Origin of the sequence: Citrobacter sp. RHBSTW-01044, assembly GCF_013781945.1 — a bacterium.
Taxonomy (GTDB): Bacteria; Pseudomonadota; Gammaproteobacteria; order Enterobacterales; family Enterobacteriaceae; genus Citrobacter; species Citrobacter braakii.
Genome location: NZ_CP056180.1, coordinates 1,959,407 through 1,974,761 on the forward strand (window position 1 = coordinate 1,959,407; position 15,355 = coordinate 1,974,761).

A 15,355-nucleotide genomic window follows, 5' to 3' on the forward strand; every position below is an offset into this window, starting at 1 on the left:
GATGACTCCAGTTTACAGATAGTACCGATACAGGGGGCGGTTATGCGCGTCTCATTTTCTCCGCGAGTTGCGTTCACCGCATTGCTCATTTTTAGCTTTGCAGTATCCCCGGCGGAAAACGGAGGGCCATTTTCGCCGTACGCCAGGAGCGCGGATCCTGTTGCATTGTCGCAGCAGTCATTCAATCACATGACCTCTTACCAGGTTATGATGCGATCCTCATCTGCGCGGGATGAAAATAAAATCATTCGCTACAGTTATCAAAAACCCGGCTACGTGCGAATGGATTTTACCCAGCCGCATTCTGGCGCGGTGCTTATTTTTAATCCTGTCAGCGGGAAAGTGACGTTATGGCCATTTGGTGTGGGTACGTTGCCCGTTTTGCACCTGTCGCCCACCAATTCATTGATCCAGGATGAGCGAGGTCATCGGGTGGATCGCTCTGATATCGGCGTGTTGTTGGGCAATGTTCGCCATCTGCAACGCGGGGGAACAACTACCGTTGTTGCTAAGGAGCGCCTTGCGGGACGGGAGACGACACACATATCCGTAATGGGGCCAGGAAAACAGACCGTAGATGGCGTTCACCGCTACGACATCTGGCTGGATAATTATCACGGACTCCCTGCCAAAGTGATCAGCTATGCGCCAGATGGGCAGCGATTAGAAACTGTTCTTCTGGATGCTATGGTTATTAACACCCGTTTCCCCGTCAATTTTTTCACGCCTTGAGGGAGCCTGCACTATGGCTGACTATCAGTTTTCCACAGTCTGGCGGGTTGAGGCTTCAATTCAGGAGGTATGGGATGTTTTTTCCCATCCGGACAGGTGGCCTGAATGGTGGGGAAGTCTGGAACGCATCGTTGAGATAAGGAAAGGGGATTTACGGGGTATTGGGGCGTTGCATCGTTATACCTGGAAAGGGGCGCTTCCTTATCGCTTAACCTTTGATATCAATGTGTTGAAAATACGGCCTTGCACACTGCTTGAAGGACAAGCCAGCGGCGCGGTGGAAGGGCGAGGGGTATGGTCTTTTACTGCCAATGGTACAGCGACTATTGTCAGATATGACTGGAATGTGCGTACCACGATCCGCTGGATGAATTATCTTGCCCCGCTGGCAGCACCTGTATTTCGCTGGAATCACAATACGGTCATGCGCGAGGGGGCAAGAGGGTTAGCCCGCAAACTGGCAACGACTGTGTATATAGTCTGAACGTATCTCCGCTACTGTACTTTTTTGGCTGTAAATGGCTTAATAGCGACCTTGCAGTTTCTCACTTCATTCACAGTTAACAGGTCTGTTATTGATGAATAATCTCCATCGACTCGCCTTTTTATGCCAGCCTCTGTCTGCTGTGATGATCGCGTACGGTTTCCCCTTTAGCCGTAGCTCAACTCTTACAACCTGGACAGACAGCAATGCAACGTCGTCAGTTTCTCAAAAATAGCGTTCTCCTTTCCGCCGCCGGATTAGTCGGCCCTGCAGTCATTAGCCAGACGGTACGTGCCGCTGAGCCATCCGTTGCGCCAATAGCTCGTCGACGCTTTGTCTTATCTCAAACGTATAAACTTAATCCTCCTAAGGGATCGAGCGGCGTGGTGAAACTGTGGATCCCGCTACCGGTGGATACCGCGTTTCAACAAATGACGGCGCTTGCCTTTAGCGGAAACTATAAGCAGGCGTACGTCACCACCAATAATACCTATGGCGCGAAAACGCTGTTTGCCACCTGGGCTGACTCGCAGGGTGAATTGTTGGTTAACGTTGATATCGACATTGAAACCGCCGACTGGGAACCGCTGAAGCAGGACGCGCTGAAAAACTGGCAGGCACCTGAGCAGATTATTTATCCGCTGGATGTAAAACCGTATCTGTTGCCGACGGCACATACTCCAGTTGATGGATTGGTCCTGGAAACCGCGCGTAAAATCACCGGTAATGAGCAGGATCCGCTGAAAAAAGCGCGCCTGATTTACGAATGGGTCAGCAGCCATATGGAGCGTGACAACGACGTTATTGGCTGCGGCACGGGGGATGTGGCGGAGATATTAAAAAGCGGTAAGCTCAAAGGAAAATGCACCGACATGAGTTCCGTTTTTGTTGCTCTGGCGCGAGCCAGCGGTATTCCGGCGCGCGAACTGTTTGGCATCCGTCTGGGCAAGGCCAATAAGCTCGAACGTTACTCGAAAAGTGCTTTTGGCACAGCCGACAGTGCAGGCGTTGCCAATGTGAGCGGCGGTCAACACTGCCGTGCTGAGTTCTATCTGGCAGGTTACGGTTGGTTACCGTGCGATCCTGCTGACGTGACCAAAATGCGTCTGGCAGAGAAAAAAACGCATCAGGATGCCGATGTCCAGGCGGTTAACGCTTACCTGTTTGGTAACTGGGAAATGAACTGGGTTGGATTCAACTACGGACGTGATTTCGAGTTGTATCCGGCAACGGAGCAGGGGGCCATGAATAACTTTGGTTATCCTTACGCTGAAGTCGATGGTGACCCGATCAATTTTTATGATCCTAAAGCGTTCTCCTACAGCTATGTCGCCACAGAACAACGCTAAAGGTGCGGGGATTACCCTGTTGACGGCTGCTGCGGCCGCCGTCACCGCTGGCTTATGCTGTGTTGGACCGCTACTTTACCTGCTGTTTGGTATTTCGGCGGCGAGCTTCGCCGTTTTCACCCGGTTTGAGTTTTTGCGAACTCCTCTGGTACTGCTGTCCCTGGGATTATTACTGCGTGTCTTCTGGCGGCTCTATTTTTCCAAACGGTTGTGGTGCTCCGGGTGGTTAACTCTGAAGCAAGCGCGCGTTCTCTACTGGTGCGCGCTGGCATTGATTTTGCCGGTGCTATTTTACCCAACGCTTGTTGCCTGGTTTTATGAGGTATTTGAATGAAGATCTTCGCGTTAGTTGCATGCTTGCTGTTGCCGCTGTGGGCTCAGGCGGCCAATCAAAAAGTGGTGCTGGATATACAAAATATGACCTGCTCGTTATGCGTTATTTCGGTCAATCAGGCGCTACGTGAAACTGACGGCGTGATTAAAGCAAAATCCTCTCTCAAAACCCGGCAGGCAGAAGCCATCGTGCCAGAAGGTTTCCCAACCGATACTCTACTTAACGCAGTAGCGAAAACGGGCTATACCGCAACGCTCAACCGTATTGAACAACAGTAAACCACCTGCGGGTGGTTTTATTGTGTTTTCCCGGTATGATGCCCGGCGGCTTAGTGTTCTCTTTTGTGCGTTAACTACCGGAATTCCCCTCTTTTCCTGTTAACCTGAACAGGCGGCTGCTGTAAGCCGCATATGCCCATTTATATCTGTTATCCCTCCAGCCATGTAGGATGATCACAGGCAAGATTTTTTGACTAAGGAAAAGCGTTATGAAAACGGGACCATTAAACGAGAGCGAACTGGAATGGCTGGATGATGTACTGACTAAGTACAATACGGATAAGGCTATTCTGGATGTGTCAGAACTGGATGGTTTACTGACGGCGGTACTGAGTTCACCGTATGAAATTGAACCGGAGCAGTGGCTGGTCGCTATTTGGGGCGGCGCGCAGTATGTTCCTCGCTGGTCCTCCGAAAAAGAAATGACGCGTTTCATGAACCTGGCGTTTCAACATATGGCGGATACGGCCGATCGCCTGGATGAATATCCTGAGCAGTTTGAGCCGCTGTTTGGTTTGCGTGAAATTGACGAGCATGAACTGACCATCGTTGAAGAGTGGTGTTTTGGTTATATGCGCGGCGTCGCGCTGTCGGACTGGTCCGCGTTACCAGACTCGTTAAAACCAGCGCTCGAGGCTATTGCGCTGCACGGTACGGAAGAAAACTTTGCGGTCGTTGAGAAAATGACGCCAGAAGCGTTCGAAGAGAGCGTGGATGCCATCCGCCTGGCGGCGCTGGATCTGCATGCTTACTGGATGGCGCATCCTCAGGAAACGCCGGTTAAAGTACCGGTCAAAGTGGATGCCAAGGTAGGGCGCAATGACCCTTGTCCGTGCGGTAGCGGTAAAAAATATAAGCAGTGCTGTTTGCATTAAGAAAAAGGGGCGTTAAGCCCCTTTTGTTTTAACCCACTTCCGGTAGTAATCCTGCTGCAATAGAAAACTGTACGGCTATCACCACAATGCCGCACAAAAATACCAGCGCCAGCGCCGGAGCACCCCCTGCCACGCGATATTTAGCCTGTGGATTCTGTTTTCTGCTCTGCCATGCCAGCATCGAGGGAATGAGCAGCGCCAGCACCGCCAGGGCAACGCCCGCATACCCCAGGGCCATGACGAAACCACGCGGATAGAACAGCGCGAATGCCAGCGGCGGCAGGAAGGTCACCACGCCGGTTTGCATTCTTCCTGCTACGGTATTGCGGCGCTGGAAGAGGTCGGCCAGGTAGTCAAATAATCCCAATGCGACGCCGAGGAAAGAGGTTGCCAGCGCAAGGTCGGCAAACAGATGCACCGCCAGTTCGACGTGCGGCGAAGCCACGACTTCACGTAATGCTTGTAATAAACCGTTTAAACCAGCGTGGTTGGCTAACAGCCCCATGAACGTTGAGGAGTTAATACTGCCAAGCGTGGCCAGTTGCCAGAAGATATAGGCGACTAGCGGAATGGCACTACCGGTGATAAACACCCAACGCAGTTTACGGATGTTACCGTTCATATAGCTGACGATACTGGGGACGCTGCCGTGAAAACCGAACGAAGTGAAGATAACCGGGATTGCAGACAGTGCCAGCCCCTGCTGAAGCGGCAACGTAAGCAGGTTTACTTTATGGATATGCGGCATTAACAGGGCCAGCATCACCACCAGGAAGATTATCTTGGCACTGAACAACAGACGGTTGAACAGATCGACCAAAGATGTGCCAACGCAAACCACGCCACCGGCAACAAAGGTGAACAGCAGTACGCCTGTTGTCGGGGAGAGCGTTGTCCCGGTCCAGTCGCTGATGCTGGAAGCCAGCAACTCACCAGCGCCACTGATATACGCTGCCGTCAACGCGTACATTAAAAACATCATGCTAAAGCCCGTTACCCATTGTCCGTAGCGACCAAGATAACGTTTTGCCAGCGTACCCAACCCGGTGTCTGCCGGTACGTGTTGATACACTTCAAGCAGCAACAGCGCGGTGTAGCACATTAGCGCCCAAAGACTCACTAACAATACCAGCGTGACGCTAAACCCCACGCCTGCCGCGGCCAGCGGCATTGCCAACATACCGGCACCAATCGTGGTTCCCGCCACGATAAAAATACTACCCAGGGTTCTGTTTTTCACGCTTTCCTCTGTCCCAGAGATAATCAACGGTTATATCTGCGGCGCAGGTTAAGGCAAAACGCTATTTTCGTCAAATCACCGTTACAATGAATGTACATTAATCTTTACGATTTTTGGAGCGTTAAGATGTATCACAAATGATATTTATCTGCGGGTAAACCTGCGTTAGCGCAAAGCAAGGCCGTGCCGTTCACATTAGGCTACGGACTTTATTGAGGAGGTAGTATGGAATCTATTCACGGTCACGAAGTGCTCAACATGATGATTGAATCTGGCGAGCAGTATTCAAATGCCAGCCTTGAAGCGGCGATTACGGCACGGTTTGGCGAGCAGGCTCGTTTTCACACCTGTTCTGCGGCGGATATGTCGGCAGCCGAGCTGGTGGCGTTTTTAGCGGCGAAGGGAAAATTTATTGCAAAAGAAGACGGCTTCTCTACGCACGAAAGCAAGATCTGCCGTCACTGATTTTAGCGGGTAATGATGGCGGGTTGCCTTCATTACCCCACAACATTAATTCTGTGTATCAAGCGTAGCCAGTTCTTTATCGATGAAATAAAGACCTTCGCCACTTTTCCCTGCCAGCGATAACTTATCAATGACAGATTTAAATAATTTCTCTTCTTCATGCTGCTCGGCAACATACCATTGCAGGAAATTAAACGTCGGATAATCCTGGTGGGTCATTGCCGCGTGTGCCAGCTCATTAATTTTCTGGGTGATCAACTGCTCGTGTTCGTAAGTAACACGGAACAGTTCGTCCAGAGACGCATATTCAGCAAAGGGGGAAGGAACGGTGTTAATACACGGCAAGCTGCCGGTATCGGTCAGGTAGTCAAACAGACGCTGCATATGCGTCATCTCTTCCTGGGCGTGACGGCGCAGGAACGCGGCGGCACCTTCAAAGCTGTGATAGCTGCACCACGCGCTCATCTGTTGGTAGAGCAGAGATGAATATAATTCAAGGTTCATTTGCTCATTCAGTTGGTCGATCATTTCTGTTTTCAGCATGGTTGTGCTCCACAAACGTTATTATATATTAGCGTGGCGTCACTATAATTTGTTATTTAATTATTTGCAAAAGGTAAAATAATAAATTTATTTATTAAAAATGCGAATGGGAATAAAACGCATTAACGCTATTAAGCGGAGAATATAAATAATGAAAAGGCAGAAGACCAGCAATAATGTGCTGGTCGAAAATATTAATAATTGAAGGCAGGCGATTGGGATACCGCAACGCCGTGACACTGCCAGGCGAGCGTGATTTTGGTATTTAAACACAGAGAACCGGCATATACGCTACAGGTTGATACCGGCTGACCAAACGCCATTGCGTTGGCATAACCCAGGCGCTGACACTCTTTGGTGGCTGTGCCTTGGGTCACGTAATCATCGGTACGCGCCGTTTGTAGCATGGCCTGGTTGTAGGTCAGGCGAACGACGCCGGTGATGGCACTGGCTTCGCTGACCTGCGCCTGTTTAGTAATAGTGCATCCTGTCAGCACGAGCGGCAAAAGGGCAAGGATAAAGGTCTTCATGTGATCGCTCTGAAAGTTCGGAGATAGGCTATCATGGCATATGTGGGGCGCATCAATGGCTTGAATAGCCCGAAGATCACCTGCGATTAATCGCAACGACGTCATTTTATTGAGGCTATTCTGAGCTGTCTCAGAAAAAATGTGAGCACCTCATTATTTTATAAAACAAAATTTCATTAAATTTGAAAGTGAGTTTGCAAAATAGTAATGTGGCCTGAATGTTATGACTTTCAGCGGGCCTCCGCAGCGCATTCAGGAGATTACAGAATGAAAATTGCATTGATGATGGAAAACAGCCAGGCAAGCAAAAATGCCATCATTCATAACGAGCTTAAAGCCGTTGCGGATGAGAAAGGTTTTCCAGTGTATAACGTCGGGATGAGCGACGAAAATGACCATCATCTGACCTACATCCATTTAGGGATTATGGCCAGCATCCTGCTCAATTCCAAAGCCGTGGATTTTGTGGTTACGGGGTGCGGTACGGGTCAGGGGGCAATGATGTCACTGAATATTCATCCGGGCGTGGTGTGTGGTTACTGTCTCGATCCGGCAGACGCATTCTTGTTCTCTCAGATCAACAACGGGAATGCGCTTTCTCTGGCATTCGCCAAAGGTTTTGGCTGGGGTGCTGAGCTGAATGTGCGCTATATGTTTGAAAAAGCATTCACTGGTCGTAACGGCGAAGGGTATCCACCAGAGCGTAAAGAGCCGCAGGTGCGTAACGCGGGTATTCTGAACCAGGTGAAAGCGGCGGTGGTAAAAGAAAACTATCTGGACACTCTGCGCGCTATCGATCCTGAACTGGTAAAAACCGCCGTATCTGGTCCGCGCTTCCAGCAGTGCTTCTTTGAAAACTGCCAGGACAAAGCGATCGAAGCGTTTGTACGCGAGATAGTTGGCTAAATCCTGTTGGCCCGGCGGTGTTCGCCTGCCGGGCTATTTGCTCTTGTTAGAAACCGCGCTTCCAGCATCATGGGCAAGCCGCAGCGTATCAACCATACCTACCAGACAAATAATCGCAATAGCGACAAAGGCCAGCCGGAAACTGATCCCCGGAATATTGCCTAATGCCAGCCATTCACTCACCTCATCACCGATACGGATCCCGATAGCGGCCAACGAAATGCCCAAGCCTACCGCTAATTGTGTTGCCGTACTGAACAGCGTATTGGCGTAGCTCATTTGTGGTCCGGGGACGTCCGCAAAGGCAAGCGTGCTGATACCGGTAAACTGAATTGAGCGGAACACGCCGCCCAGATACAACACCAACAAAATAACCCACACCGGGGTCTGCGGCGTAATTAATGCACAGGCCAACAGCGCCAGGACGTTTAGCGCACCGTTGATTAACAGCAGTTTCTTAAAGCCCAGCCAGCGTATCAACGGCGTGGTGGCAGGTTTTATCGTCAGATTGCCCACAAACACCGCCAGAACCAGCGAACCCGCGTGAAAAGCGTTCATGCCAAAACCGACCTGGAACATTAACGGCAGCAGAAATGGTACAGCGCTAATAGAGGCGCGAAATAGCGACCCGCCGTACAGGGTGACGCGAAAAGTAGGGACGCTCATGGCATCAAGACGAATCATCGGCCAGGTAGTGCGACGAAAATGATGCAGGGCAAACAGAAAGGTCACGGTTCCTAGCGCCAGCAGCCCGGCGGTTAGCCAGCCCTGCGGCTGCTGGGTTCCCAGTAACTCCATGGCATACACCAGGCTAACCATCGCAACTGAGGTCGCGATAAAACCCGCTATATCAAATGGACGGCGCTCGTCGTCATGAATATCCGGGATGAAACGTAGCGCCAGCGCGATCGCCAAAACTCCCAGCGGTACGTTAATAAAGAAGATCCAACGCCAGTTAGCATAGCTGGTAATGAATCCTCCAAGCGGTGGCCCGATGATAGGCGCGACTAATGCGGGCCAGGTCAGGGTCGCAATGGCGGTGATCAACTGATGTTTAGGCGTGGTGCGCAGTACCGCGAGACGGCCAACAGGAACCATTAGCGCGCCACCCACACCCTGTAAAATTCGCATTGCTACAAAGCTCTCAAGGCTTTCGGACAAACCGCATAAAACCGAAGCGAGAGTAAAAATCGCCAGCGCCAGGGTAAACACTTTTCGGGCGCCGAAGCGATCCGCAATCCAGCCGCTGGCGGGGATAAGCACCGCGAGGGTGATCAAGTAGGCGCTGATACCAATGTTCAGGTCTACCGCCTGTACGCCAAAGCTTTTGGCCATGTCGGGTAGGGCTGTGGCAATCACCGTGCCGTCAATAAATTCCATAAAGAAAGCCCCGGCAACAAGTAATGCTGCCGGGGAAAGACCGCGTTGGTTCTCAACCGCTAACTGTTCACTCATGTTGTGCTTGCCATCTCAAAAGAAACTGACTGGACCTTTTTTATTTTCAGCGCATTTGTAATGTGTGCGCGGCTATCGTTTCGATCGCTGAATAGGTACTATGACGACCTTTCTATAAGGAGCTCACTATGTCCCAAACATTGAATGCCGATCAGGAACTGCTCTCGGATGTTGTTGCCTGTCAGCTGGTTATCAAGCAAATTCTGGATGTTCTTGATGTTATTGCCCCGGTAGAAGTTCGGGAAAAAATGTCCAGCCAACTGAAAAACATCGATTTTTCCAGCCATCCTGCAGGGGCTGATCCGGTCACTATGCGCGCAATACAAAAAGCGGTTGCCTTGATCGAGTTGAAATTCACGCCGCAGAATGAATCCCACTAAAATAAACCGTTGTTTCAGGTTTTAGAAAGGTTTTTTTGCGCCTCGCAGAATGGGAGGCGCGTGCCAGGGAAAATCAGAGGTTGACCGGATAAGGTGCGCAGCATCGCTATCCGGCATTAACGCGATGAAAACTGAAGATTAGTGATGCTGGTAGTTAACGACGTTGAGCAAGTGCTTATCGGTTTGCGCCATGCACAACCCCGCGCGTTTGGCGCTGCGGACTTCATCAAGAATCGTCTGTAACAGCACGCCATCCTGCTGCTGCTCTTTTTCCAGATCGTGAAGAAAATCAATGGTTGGCGCATCGTTTAATGCTTCAGCTTCATTGGTTAAACGCGAGAGCTTACTCGAACGCTGCTGATATTCATCCAACGTTTTCTGAAACAATTCTTCCAGGGAACTCAGTTCATCACCCGGCACATCCATGGCCTTGACGATGGGATTAGCCCCGGCACTTTTCATAAAATTGAACATACGCATCATTTGAGTCACGTTACCCTGCGCCTGCGTGCGTAGAAACGTGGCTGTACCTGTCAGGCTATGCTCGTAGCACCATTCGCTGAGATGCAGGTAAAGATTTGAGGCGTAAAACTCGAGATTCATTTGTGTATTGAGTTTATGAACAATTCCAACTGCAGCCATATCAATATCCTTATTTCCAGAAAGGGGGATGTACGTTACTCACGCCAGTACAGCGGGCTGCCGCTGCACTTCACCTCTACGTACAATTAAAACTGTTAGCAGAATAAATCCGTTCCGCCGGTCCTTTAGTGATCACGAATTATATTCGCTCCGATCGAGATTCAGCATAACGCTTGCCCTGGTATAAGAAAATCCTTAAATCTGCGTATTTATGTTTTTTTACATATTGTCATAACAGTATTCATGCTTCTGCTGTTTTGGCATATAGATGACATGAATGTAAGGGGTTGAAATTTATGTCATTAAATGATTTTCATGATAATGAAATGGTGTTTCATATCACAAAATTAAATTCCACAATAAGGTATTGTCTGGCATCTGATGATTATCTGCCCAAGTTGAAAGGCAATTTCACGATCGGGATGGATTAGTACAAATTATCTGATGGCTAATTTTTTGCGCCAGATCAGTTTTAATCAAATTGAGAAATTTAACAGTCTGCACTGGTCGTCATTAATTTTTTCGTTTATGTGGATTAAGCAAGGAGTTACATATGAAGAAGGTTGCGGTGCTGCTGGCACCCGGTTTTGAAGAGGCGGAGGCGATTGTTACCCTGGATATTCTGCGTCGCCTGAATATCGAAGTCGAAACCCTGGCCTGCGCAGAGTCACGTGCGGTGGTGAGTTATCATGACGTACCGATGGTGATGGATAGCACGCTGGCCGCGCGCCAGACATATCTCTACGATGCCGTCGTATTGCCAGGCGGGCCGCAGGGCAGCGTTAATCTTGCCGCCAGTGAGGCGGTCATCCAGTTTGTATCCCGTCATGATCAGGCAGGAAAGCTCATTTGCCCGGTATGTTCTGCGGCCGCGCGCGTGTTGGGCGGCAACGGTCTGCTGAAGGGGCGTCGCTATGTTTGCTCAGGAGATCTGTGGCAAAACGTCACGGACGGGGAATATATCGATGCGCCGGTTGTTGAAGATGGCAATCTGATTAGCGGCAAAGGGTTAGGGCATATTTTCGATTTTGCATTGACGCTTGCGGCGCGCCTGCTGGGAGATGACATTCCGGTTCGCGATCACGCTGACCACATTTATTACCGATGGTAATCATGTTCCCGAATGCTTCGGTATTCGGGAACAAGGATTCGTTGGCTGATGTTATGGATTAATCTGCTATCCCTCTTTTTTCCCGTCGACAAAACCGCGTTTTTTTATGTCATTTCCCGCTGAATTTATGTACGCAATTACTGTAATTCTGTGGTGTGATGCCGCTCTCTTATGGAGAATCAATTTCCCGCTAAAACTACTCTCAGCACTGGCATTGATCTTATCACTAAAAGGTAATGCCTTGTTTTACGTCCGAATTACAAAAAATCGTCTGATTTTACCCTACATAAAAGAACGTTAAAGCTGGAGTTAACCATGCACAAATTCACTAAAGCGCTGGCTGCCATCGGTCTGGCTGCCATTATGTCACAATCCGCTATCGCTGAATCCATGAAGCTCGGTTTCCTGGTCAAACAACCGGAAGAACCGTGGTTCCAGACTGAATGGAAATTTGCCGATAAAGCCGGTAAAGACCTCGGCTTTGAGGTGATTAAAATTGCCGTCCCGGATGGTGAGAAGACCCTTAACGCCATCGACAGCCTGGCTGCAAGTGGCGCAAAAGGTTTTGTGATTTGTACGCCGGACCCCAAACTCGGGCCTGCCATTATGGCCAAGGCGCGTGGCTACGATATGAAAGTCATTGCCGTCGACGACCAGTTTGCTAACGCCAAAGGTAAGCCGATGGATACCGTGCCGCTGGTGATGATGGCTGCAACCAAAATTGGTGAGCGCCAGGGCCAGGAGCTGTATAAGGAGATGCAAAAGCGCGGTTGGGATGTGAAATCCACAGCCGTAATGGCCATTACCGCGAATGAACTCGATACCGCGCGTCGCCGTACATCGGGTTCAATGGAAGCGCTTAAAGCCGCAGGCTTCCCGGAAAAACAGATCTACCAGGTCCCCACTAAATCGAATGACATCCCCGGGGCATTCGATGCCGCTAACTCCATGCTGGTTCAGCACCCTGAAGTCAAACACTGGCTGATTGTTGGCATGAACGACAACACCGTGCTGGGCGGCGTACGTGCGACCGAAGGGCAGGGCTTCAAAGCGCCGAATGTGATTGGTATCGGCATCAACGGCGTTGATGCCGTGAGCGAACTTTCCAAAGGCGAAGCGACCGGGTTCTACGGTTCACTCCTGCCAAGCCCGGACGTTCACGGCTACAAATCAAGTGAGATGCTCTACAACTGGGTAACGAAAGGTGCAGAGCCACCAGCGTTTACTGAAGTGACGGATGTGGTGCTGATTACCCGCGATAACTTTAAAGAAGAACTGGCGAAGAAAGGCTTAGGCGGTAAATAACACAAATGCCGGATGCGACGCCAACGCGTCTTATCCGGCCTACGAATTGCGTACTCAGTAGGCCGGATAAGGCAAAGCCGCTATCCGGCATAAAGATCTGACTCACGGAGACGTTATGCAACAGTCTACCCCGTATCTCTCATTTCGCGGCATTGGCAAAACGTTCCCCGGCGTTAAAGCGCTCACGGATATCAGTTTCGACTGCTATGCCGGTCAGGTGCATGCGCTGATGGGCGAAAATGGCGCCGGGAAATCAACACTATTAAAAATTCTCAGCGGCAACTATGCGCCAACGACGGGATCTTTGGCGATCCGTGGACAAGAGGTTTCGTTTGCGGACACCAATGCCGCGCTGAACGCCGGTGTTGCCATTATTTACCAGGAGCTGCATCTCGTCCCGGAAATGACCGTTGCCGAGAATATTTATTTAGGGCAGATGCCGCACAAAGGCGGGATTGTGAACCGCTCGCTGCTGAACTATGAAGCGGGGCTTCAGCTCAAGCATCTGGGCATGGATATCGATCCCGATACGCCGTTGAAATACCTCTCCATTGGTCAATGGCAGATGGTGGAGATTGCGAAAGCGCTGGCGCGCAACGCCAAAATTATCGCGTTTGATGAACCCACCAGCTCCCTTTCAGCGCGCGAGATTGAGAATCTGTTTCGCGTCATCCGTGAGCTACGCAACGAAGGGCGCATCATCCTGTACGTTTCGCACCGTATGGAGGAGATCTTTGCCCTTAGCGATGCCATCACCGTGTTTAAAGATGGTCATTACGTCAAAACGTTCACGGATATGCAGCAGGTCGATCACGACGCGCTGGTGCAGGCGATGGTCGGGCGCGACCTCGGTGATATTTATGGCTGGAAATCCAGACCTTATGGTGCAGAGCGCCTGCGTTTGCATGAAGTCAAAGCCCCAGGCGTGCGTACCCCGATCAGTTTATCAGTGCGCAGTGGTGAAATTGTCGGATTGTTTGGACTGGTGGGCGCCGGACGTAGCGAATTAATGAAAGGTCTGTTTGGCGGCACGCGTATCACGGCAGGCCAGGTGTTTATTGATGAACAGCCTATTGATATCCGTAAACCGAGCCACGCCATTGAAGCGGGGATGATGCTGTGCCCGGAAGATCGCAAGGCTGAAGGGATCATTCCGGTCCATTCGGTGCGTAACAACATCAACATCAGTGCCCGTCGTAAACATGTTCTGGGCGGATGCGTGATCAACAACGGCTGGGAAGAGACCAATGCCGATCACCATATTCGCTCACTCAATATTAAAACGCCGGGCGCGGAGCAACTGATTATGAACCTCTCCGGCGGTAATCAACAGAAGGCTATTCTCGGCCGTTGGTTATCGGAAGAGATGAAAGTGATTTTGCTGGACGAACCTACACGCGGTATTGATGTGGGCGCCAAGCATGAAATTTATAACGTGATTTATGCCCTCGCGGCGCGCGGCGTGGCCGTGCTGTTTGCTTCCAGCGATCTGCCAGAAGTGCTCGGTGTCGCCGACCGTATTGTGGTGATGAGAGAAGGCGAAATTGCCGGTGAGTTACTTCATGAACAGGCGGATGAGCGCCAGGCGTTAAGCCTTGCTATGCCAAAAGTTAGCCAGGCTGTAGCCTGAATAAGGAGAGAATGATGTCTTCCGTTTCAACATCGGGTTCAGGTGCTGCAAAGTCGGCGCTAAATCTTGGTCGCATTTGGGATCAATACGGGATGCTGGTCGTGTTCGCCGCGCTGTTCCTGGTTTGTTCCCTCTTTGTGCCTAACTTTGCCACTTTCATCAACATGAAGGGGCTGGGGCTGGCGGTATCGATGTCGGGTATGGTCGCGTGTGGGATGCTGTTTTGCCTGGCATCCGGTGACTTCGACCTGTCCGTTGCCTCCGTGATTGCCTGCGCCGGGGTTACTACAGCCGTGGTCATTAATATGACCGAAAGCCTGTGGATTGGCGTGGCTGCCGGGCTACTGCTCGGTATTCTATGTGGTCTGGTGAATGGGTTCGTGATTGCGCGGCTGAAAATTAACGCCCTGATCACGACCCTTGCGACGATGCAGATTGTGCGTGGTCTGGCCTACATTATTTCCGACGGTAAGGCGGTAGGGATTGAAGACGAGCGCTTCTTCACTCTCGGCTACGCCAACTGGTTTGGTCTGCCGGCACCTATCTGGATCACGGTCGTCTGTTTCATCGTTTTTGGCTTACTGCTCAATAAAACCACGTTTGGTCGTAACACGCTGGCCATTGGGGGGAATGAAGAGGCGGCACGTCTGGCTGGGGTTCCGGTCGTTCGTACCAAAATTATTATCTTTATTCTGTCCGGGCTGGTATCCGCCATCGCCGGGATTATCCTCGCATCACGTATGACCAGCGGCCAGCCAATGACCTCAATCGGCTATGAGCTGATCGTGATTTCCGCGTGCGTGTTAGGGGGCGTTTCGCTTAAAGGCGGCATCGGAAAAATCTCATATGTGGTAGCCGGGGTGTTGATTCTGGGAACGGTTGAGAATGCAATGAACCTGCTGAACATCTCTCCGTTCGCACAGTATGTCGTACGTGGTCTGATCCTGCTGGCGGCGGTGATCTTCGACCGTTACAAGCAAAAAGCGAAGCGTACTGTTTGATGATTTTAACCCCAACTTTTTAGTCTAGCTTTAGCTCATCGCCAGCCGCTACCCGGCTGGCGATTGTTTTTCCAAATGGCGAGCATGGTCACACT

Annotated in this window: 18 protein-coding genes; 13 read left to right on the forward strand and 5 right to left on the reverse strand. The window is 50.7% G+C overall.

The genetic code is table 11. From position 1 onward, the window contains the following. Positions 1-42 precede the first annotated feature (42 nt). From HV352_RS09460 to HV352_RS09485, 6 genes are all read left to right on the forward strand, one after another. Complete coding sequence (locus HV352_RS09460; protein ID WP_181635376.1) at positions 43-732, forward strand: DUF1571 domain-containing protein; 690 nt, start codon at positions 43-45, stop codon at positions 730-732. A 13-nt stretch (positions 733-745) separates the two neighbouring features. Continuing rightward, entirely contained in the window at positions 746-1,216 is a 471-nt protein-coding gene (locus HV352_RS09465; RefSeq protein ID WP_080858831.1) for an SRPBCC family protein, read from the forward strand. Positions 1,217-1,422: 206 nt separating this feature from the next. Further along, complete coding sequence (locus tag HV352_RS09470; RefSeq protein WP_029139580.1) at positions 1,423-2,565, forward strand: transglutaminase domain-containing protein; 1,143 nt, start codon at positions 1,423-1,425, stop codon at positions 2,563-2,565. Further along, a complete protein-coding gene (locus HV352_RS09475) occupies positions 2,543-2,899 on the forward strand; it encodes a mercuric transporter MerT family protein (RefSeq protein ID WP_047416569.1) in 357 nt (118 codons plus the stop codon). The genes HV352_RS09470 and HV352_RS09475 overlap by 23 nt, the downstream gene beginning before the upstream one ends. Next, positions 2,896-3,177, forward strand: a complete 282-nt coding sequence (locus tag HV352_RS09480) for a heavy metal-associated domain-containing protein (RefSeq protein WP_016153460.1) — start codon at positions 2,896-2,898, stop codon at positions 3,175-3,177. The genes HV352_RS09475 and HV352_RS09480 overlap by 4 nt, the downstream gene beginning before the upstream one ends. 209 nt (positions 3,178-3,386) lie before the next feature. Next, positions 3,387-4,052: a YecA family protein gene (locus HV352_RS09485; protein WP_019077057.1), complete on the forward strand. Its 666-nt coding sequence runs from the start codon at positions 3,387-3,389 to the stop codon at positions 4,050-4,052. A gap of 28 nt (positions 4,053-4,080) precedes the next feature. Here the strand turns inward: HV352_RS09485 and tyrP are convergent, their stop codons facing one another. After that, a complete protein-coding gene (gene tyrP / locus HV352_RS09490) occupies positions 4,081-5,292 on the reverse strand; it encodes a tyrosine transporter TyrP (RefSeq protein WP_019077056.1) in 1,212 nt (403 codons plus the stop codon). 225 nt (positions 5,293-5,517) lie between these two features. On the opposite strand from tyrP, the gene HV352_RS09495 reads away from it, so the two are divergent. Continuing rightward, the gene (locus tag HV352_RS09495; protein WP_016153457.1) at positions 5,518-5,757 is read left to right on the forward strand and encodes a YecH family metal-binding protein; all 240 of its coding nucleotides are present in this window, start codon (positions 5,518-5,520) and stop codon (positions 5,755-5,757) included. Between the two features lie 45 nt (positions 5,758-5,802). On the opposite strand, the gene ftnA is transcribed toward HV352_RS09495, so the two are convergent. Both ftnA and HV352_RS09505 read right to left on the reverse strand, forming a co-directional pair. Continuing rightward, positions 5,803-6,300 (reverse strand): non-heme ferritin, encoded by a 498-nt coding sequence (gene ftnA, locus HV352_RS09500; protein WP_016153456.1) that lies wholly within the window; start codon positions 6,298-6,300, stop codon positions 5,803-5,805. Positions 6,301-6,494: 194 nt separating this feature from the next. Beyond that, entirely contained in the window at positions 6,495-6,830 is a 336-nt protein-coding gene (locus HV352_RS09505; RefSeq protein WP_016153455.1) for a YecR-like lipofamily protein, read from the reverse strand. Positions 6,831-7,097: 267 nt separating this feature from the next. Here HV352_RS09505 and HV352_RS09510 point away from each other — a divergent pair, with 267 nt between their 5' ends. Further along, positions 7,098-7,736 (forward strand): RpiB/LacA/LacB family sugar-phosphate isomerase, encoded by a 639-nt coding sequence (locus tag HV352_RS09510; protein WP_016153454.1) that lies wholly within the window; start codon positions 7,098-7,100, stop codon positions 7,734-7,736. A 33-nt stretch (positions 7,737-7,769) separates the two neighbouring features. Here HV352_RS09510 and HV352_RS09515 read toward each other — a convergent pair whose 3' ends face one another. Next, a complete protein-coding gene (locus tag HV352_RS09515; RefSeq protein WP_047358314.1) occupies positions 7,770-9,191 on the reverse strand; it encodes an MFS transporter in 1,422 nt (473 codons plus the stop codon). Between the two features lie 128 nt (positions 9,192-9,319). On the opposite strand from HV352_RS09515, the gene HV352_RS09520 reads away from it, so the two are divergent. Then, a complete protein-coding gene (locus HV352_RS09520; protein ID WP_016153452.1) occupies positions 9,320-9,571 on the forward strand; it encodes a DUF2766 family protein in 252 nt (83 codons plus the stop codon). Between the two features lie 138 nt (positions 9,572-9,709). Here the strand turns inward: HV352_RS09520 and HV352_RS09525 are convergent, their stop codons facing one another. After that, positions 9,710-10,213 carry a non-heme ferritin-like protein gene (locus HV352_RS09525; RefSeq protein WP_016153451.1) on the reverse strand — a complete coding sequence of 168 codons (504 nt, stop codon included), beginning with the start codon at positions 10,211-10,213 and terminating at the stop codon, positions 9,710-9,712. A 553-nt stretch (positions 10,214-10,766) separates the two neighbouring features. On the opposite strand from HV352_RS09525, the gene HV352_RS09530 reads away from it, so the two are divergent. The 4 genes from HV352_RS09530 (at position 10,767) to araH (ending at position 15,260) form a co-directional block, all read left to right on the forward strand. Continuing rightward, positions 10,767-11,324 carry a DJ-1/PfpI family protein gene (locus HV352_RS09530; RefSeq protein ID WP_019077051.1) on the forward strand — a complete coding sequence of 186 codons (558 nt, stop codon included), beginning with the start codon at positions 10,767-10,769 and terminating at the stop codon, positions 11,322-11,324. Positions 11,325-11,639: 315 nt separating this feature from the next. Further along, complete coding sequence (locus tag HV352_RS09535) at positions 11,640-12,629, forward strand: arabinose ABC transporter substrate-binding protein (protein ID WP_003034602.1); 990 nt, start codon at positions 11,640-11,642, stop codon at positions 12,627-12,629. 115 nt (positions 12,630-12,744) lie between these two features. Beyond that, complete coding sequence (gene araG, locus HV352_RS09540) at positions 12,745-14,259, forward strand: arabinose ABC transporter ATP-binding protein AraG (RefSeq protein WP_019077050.1); 1,515 nt, start codon at positions 12,745-12,747, stop codon at positions 14,257-14,259. A 14-nt stretch (positions 14,260-14,273) separates the two neighbouring features. Continuing rightward, entirely contained in the window at positions 14,274-15,260 is a 987-nt protein-coding gene (araH, locus tag HV352_RS09545) for an L-arabinose ABC transporter permease AraH (protein ID WP_016153448.1), read from the forward strand. Positions 15,261-15,355 lie beyond the last annotated feature (95 nt).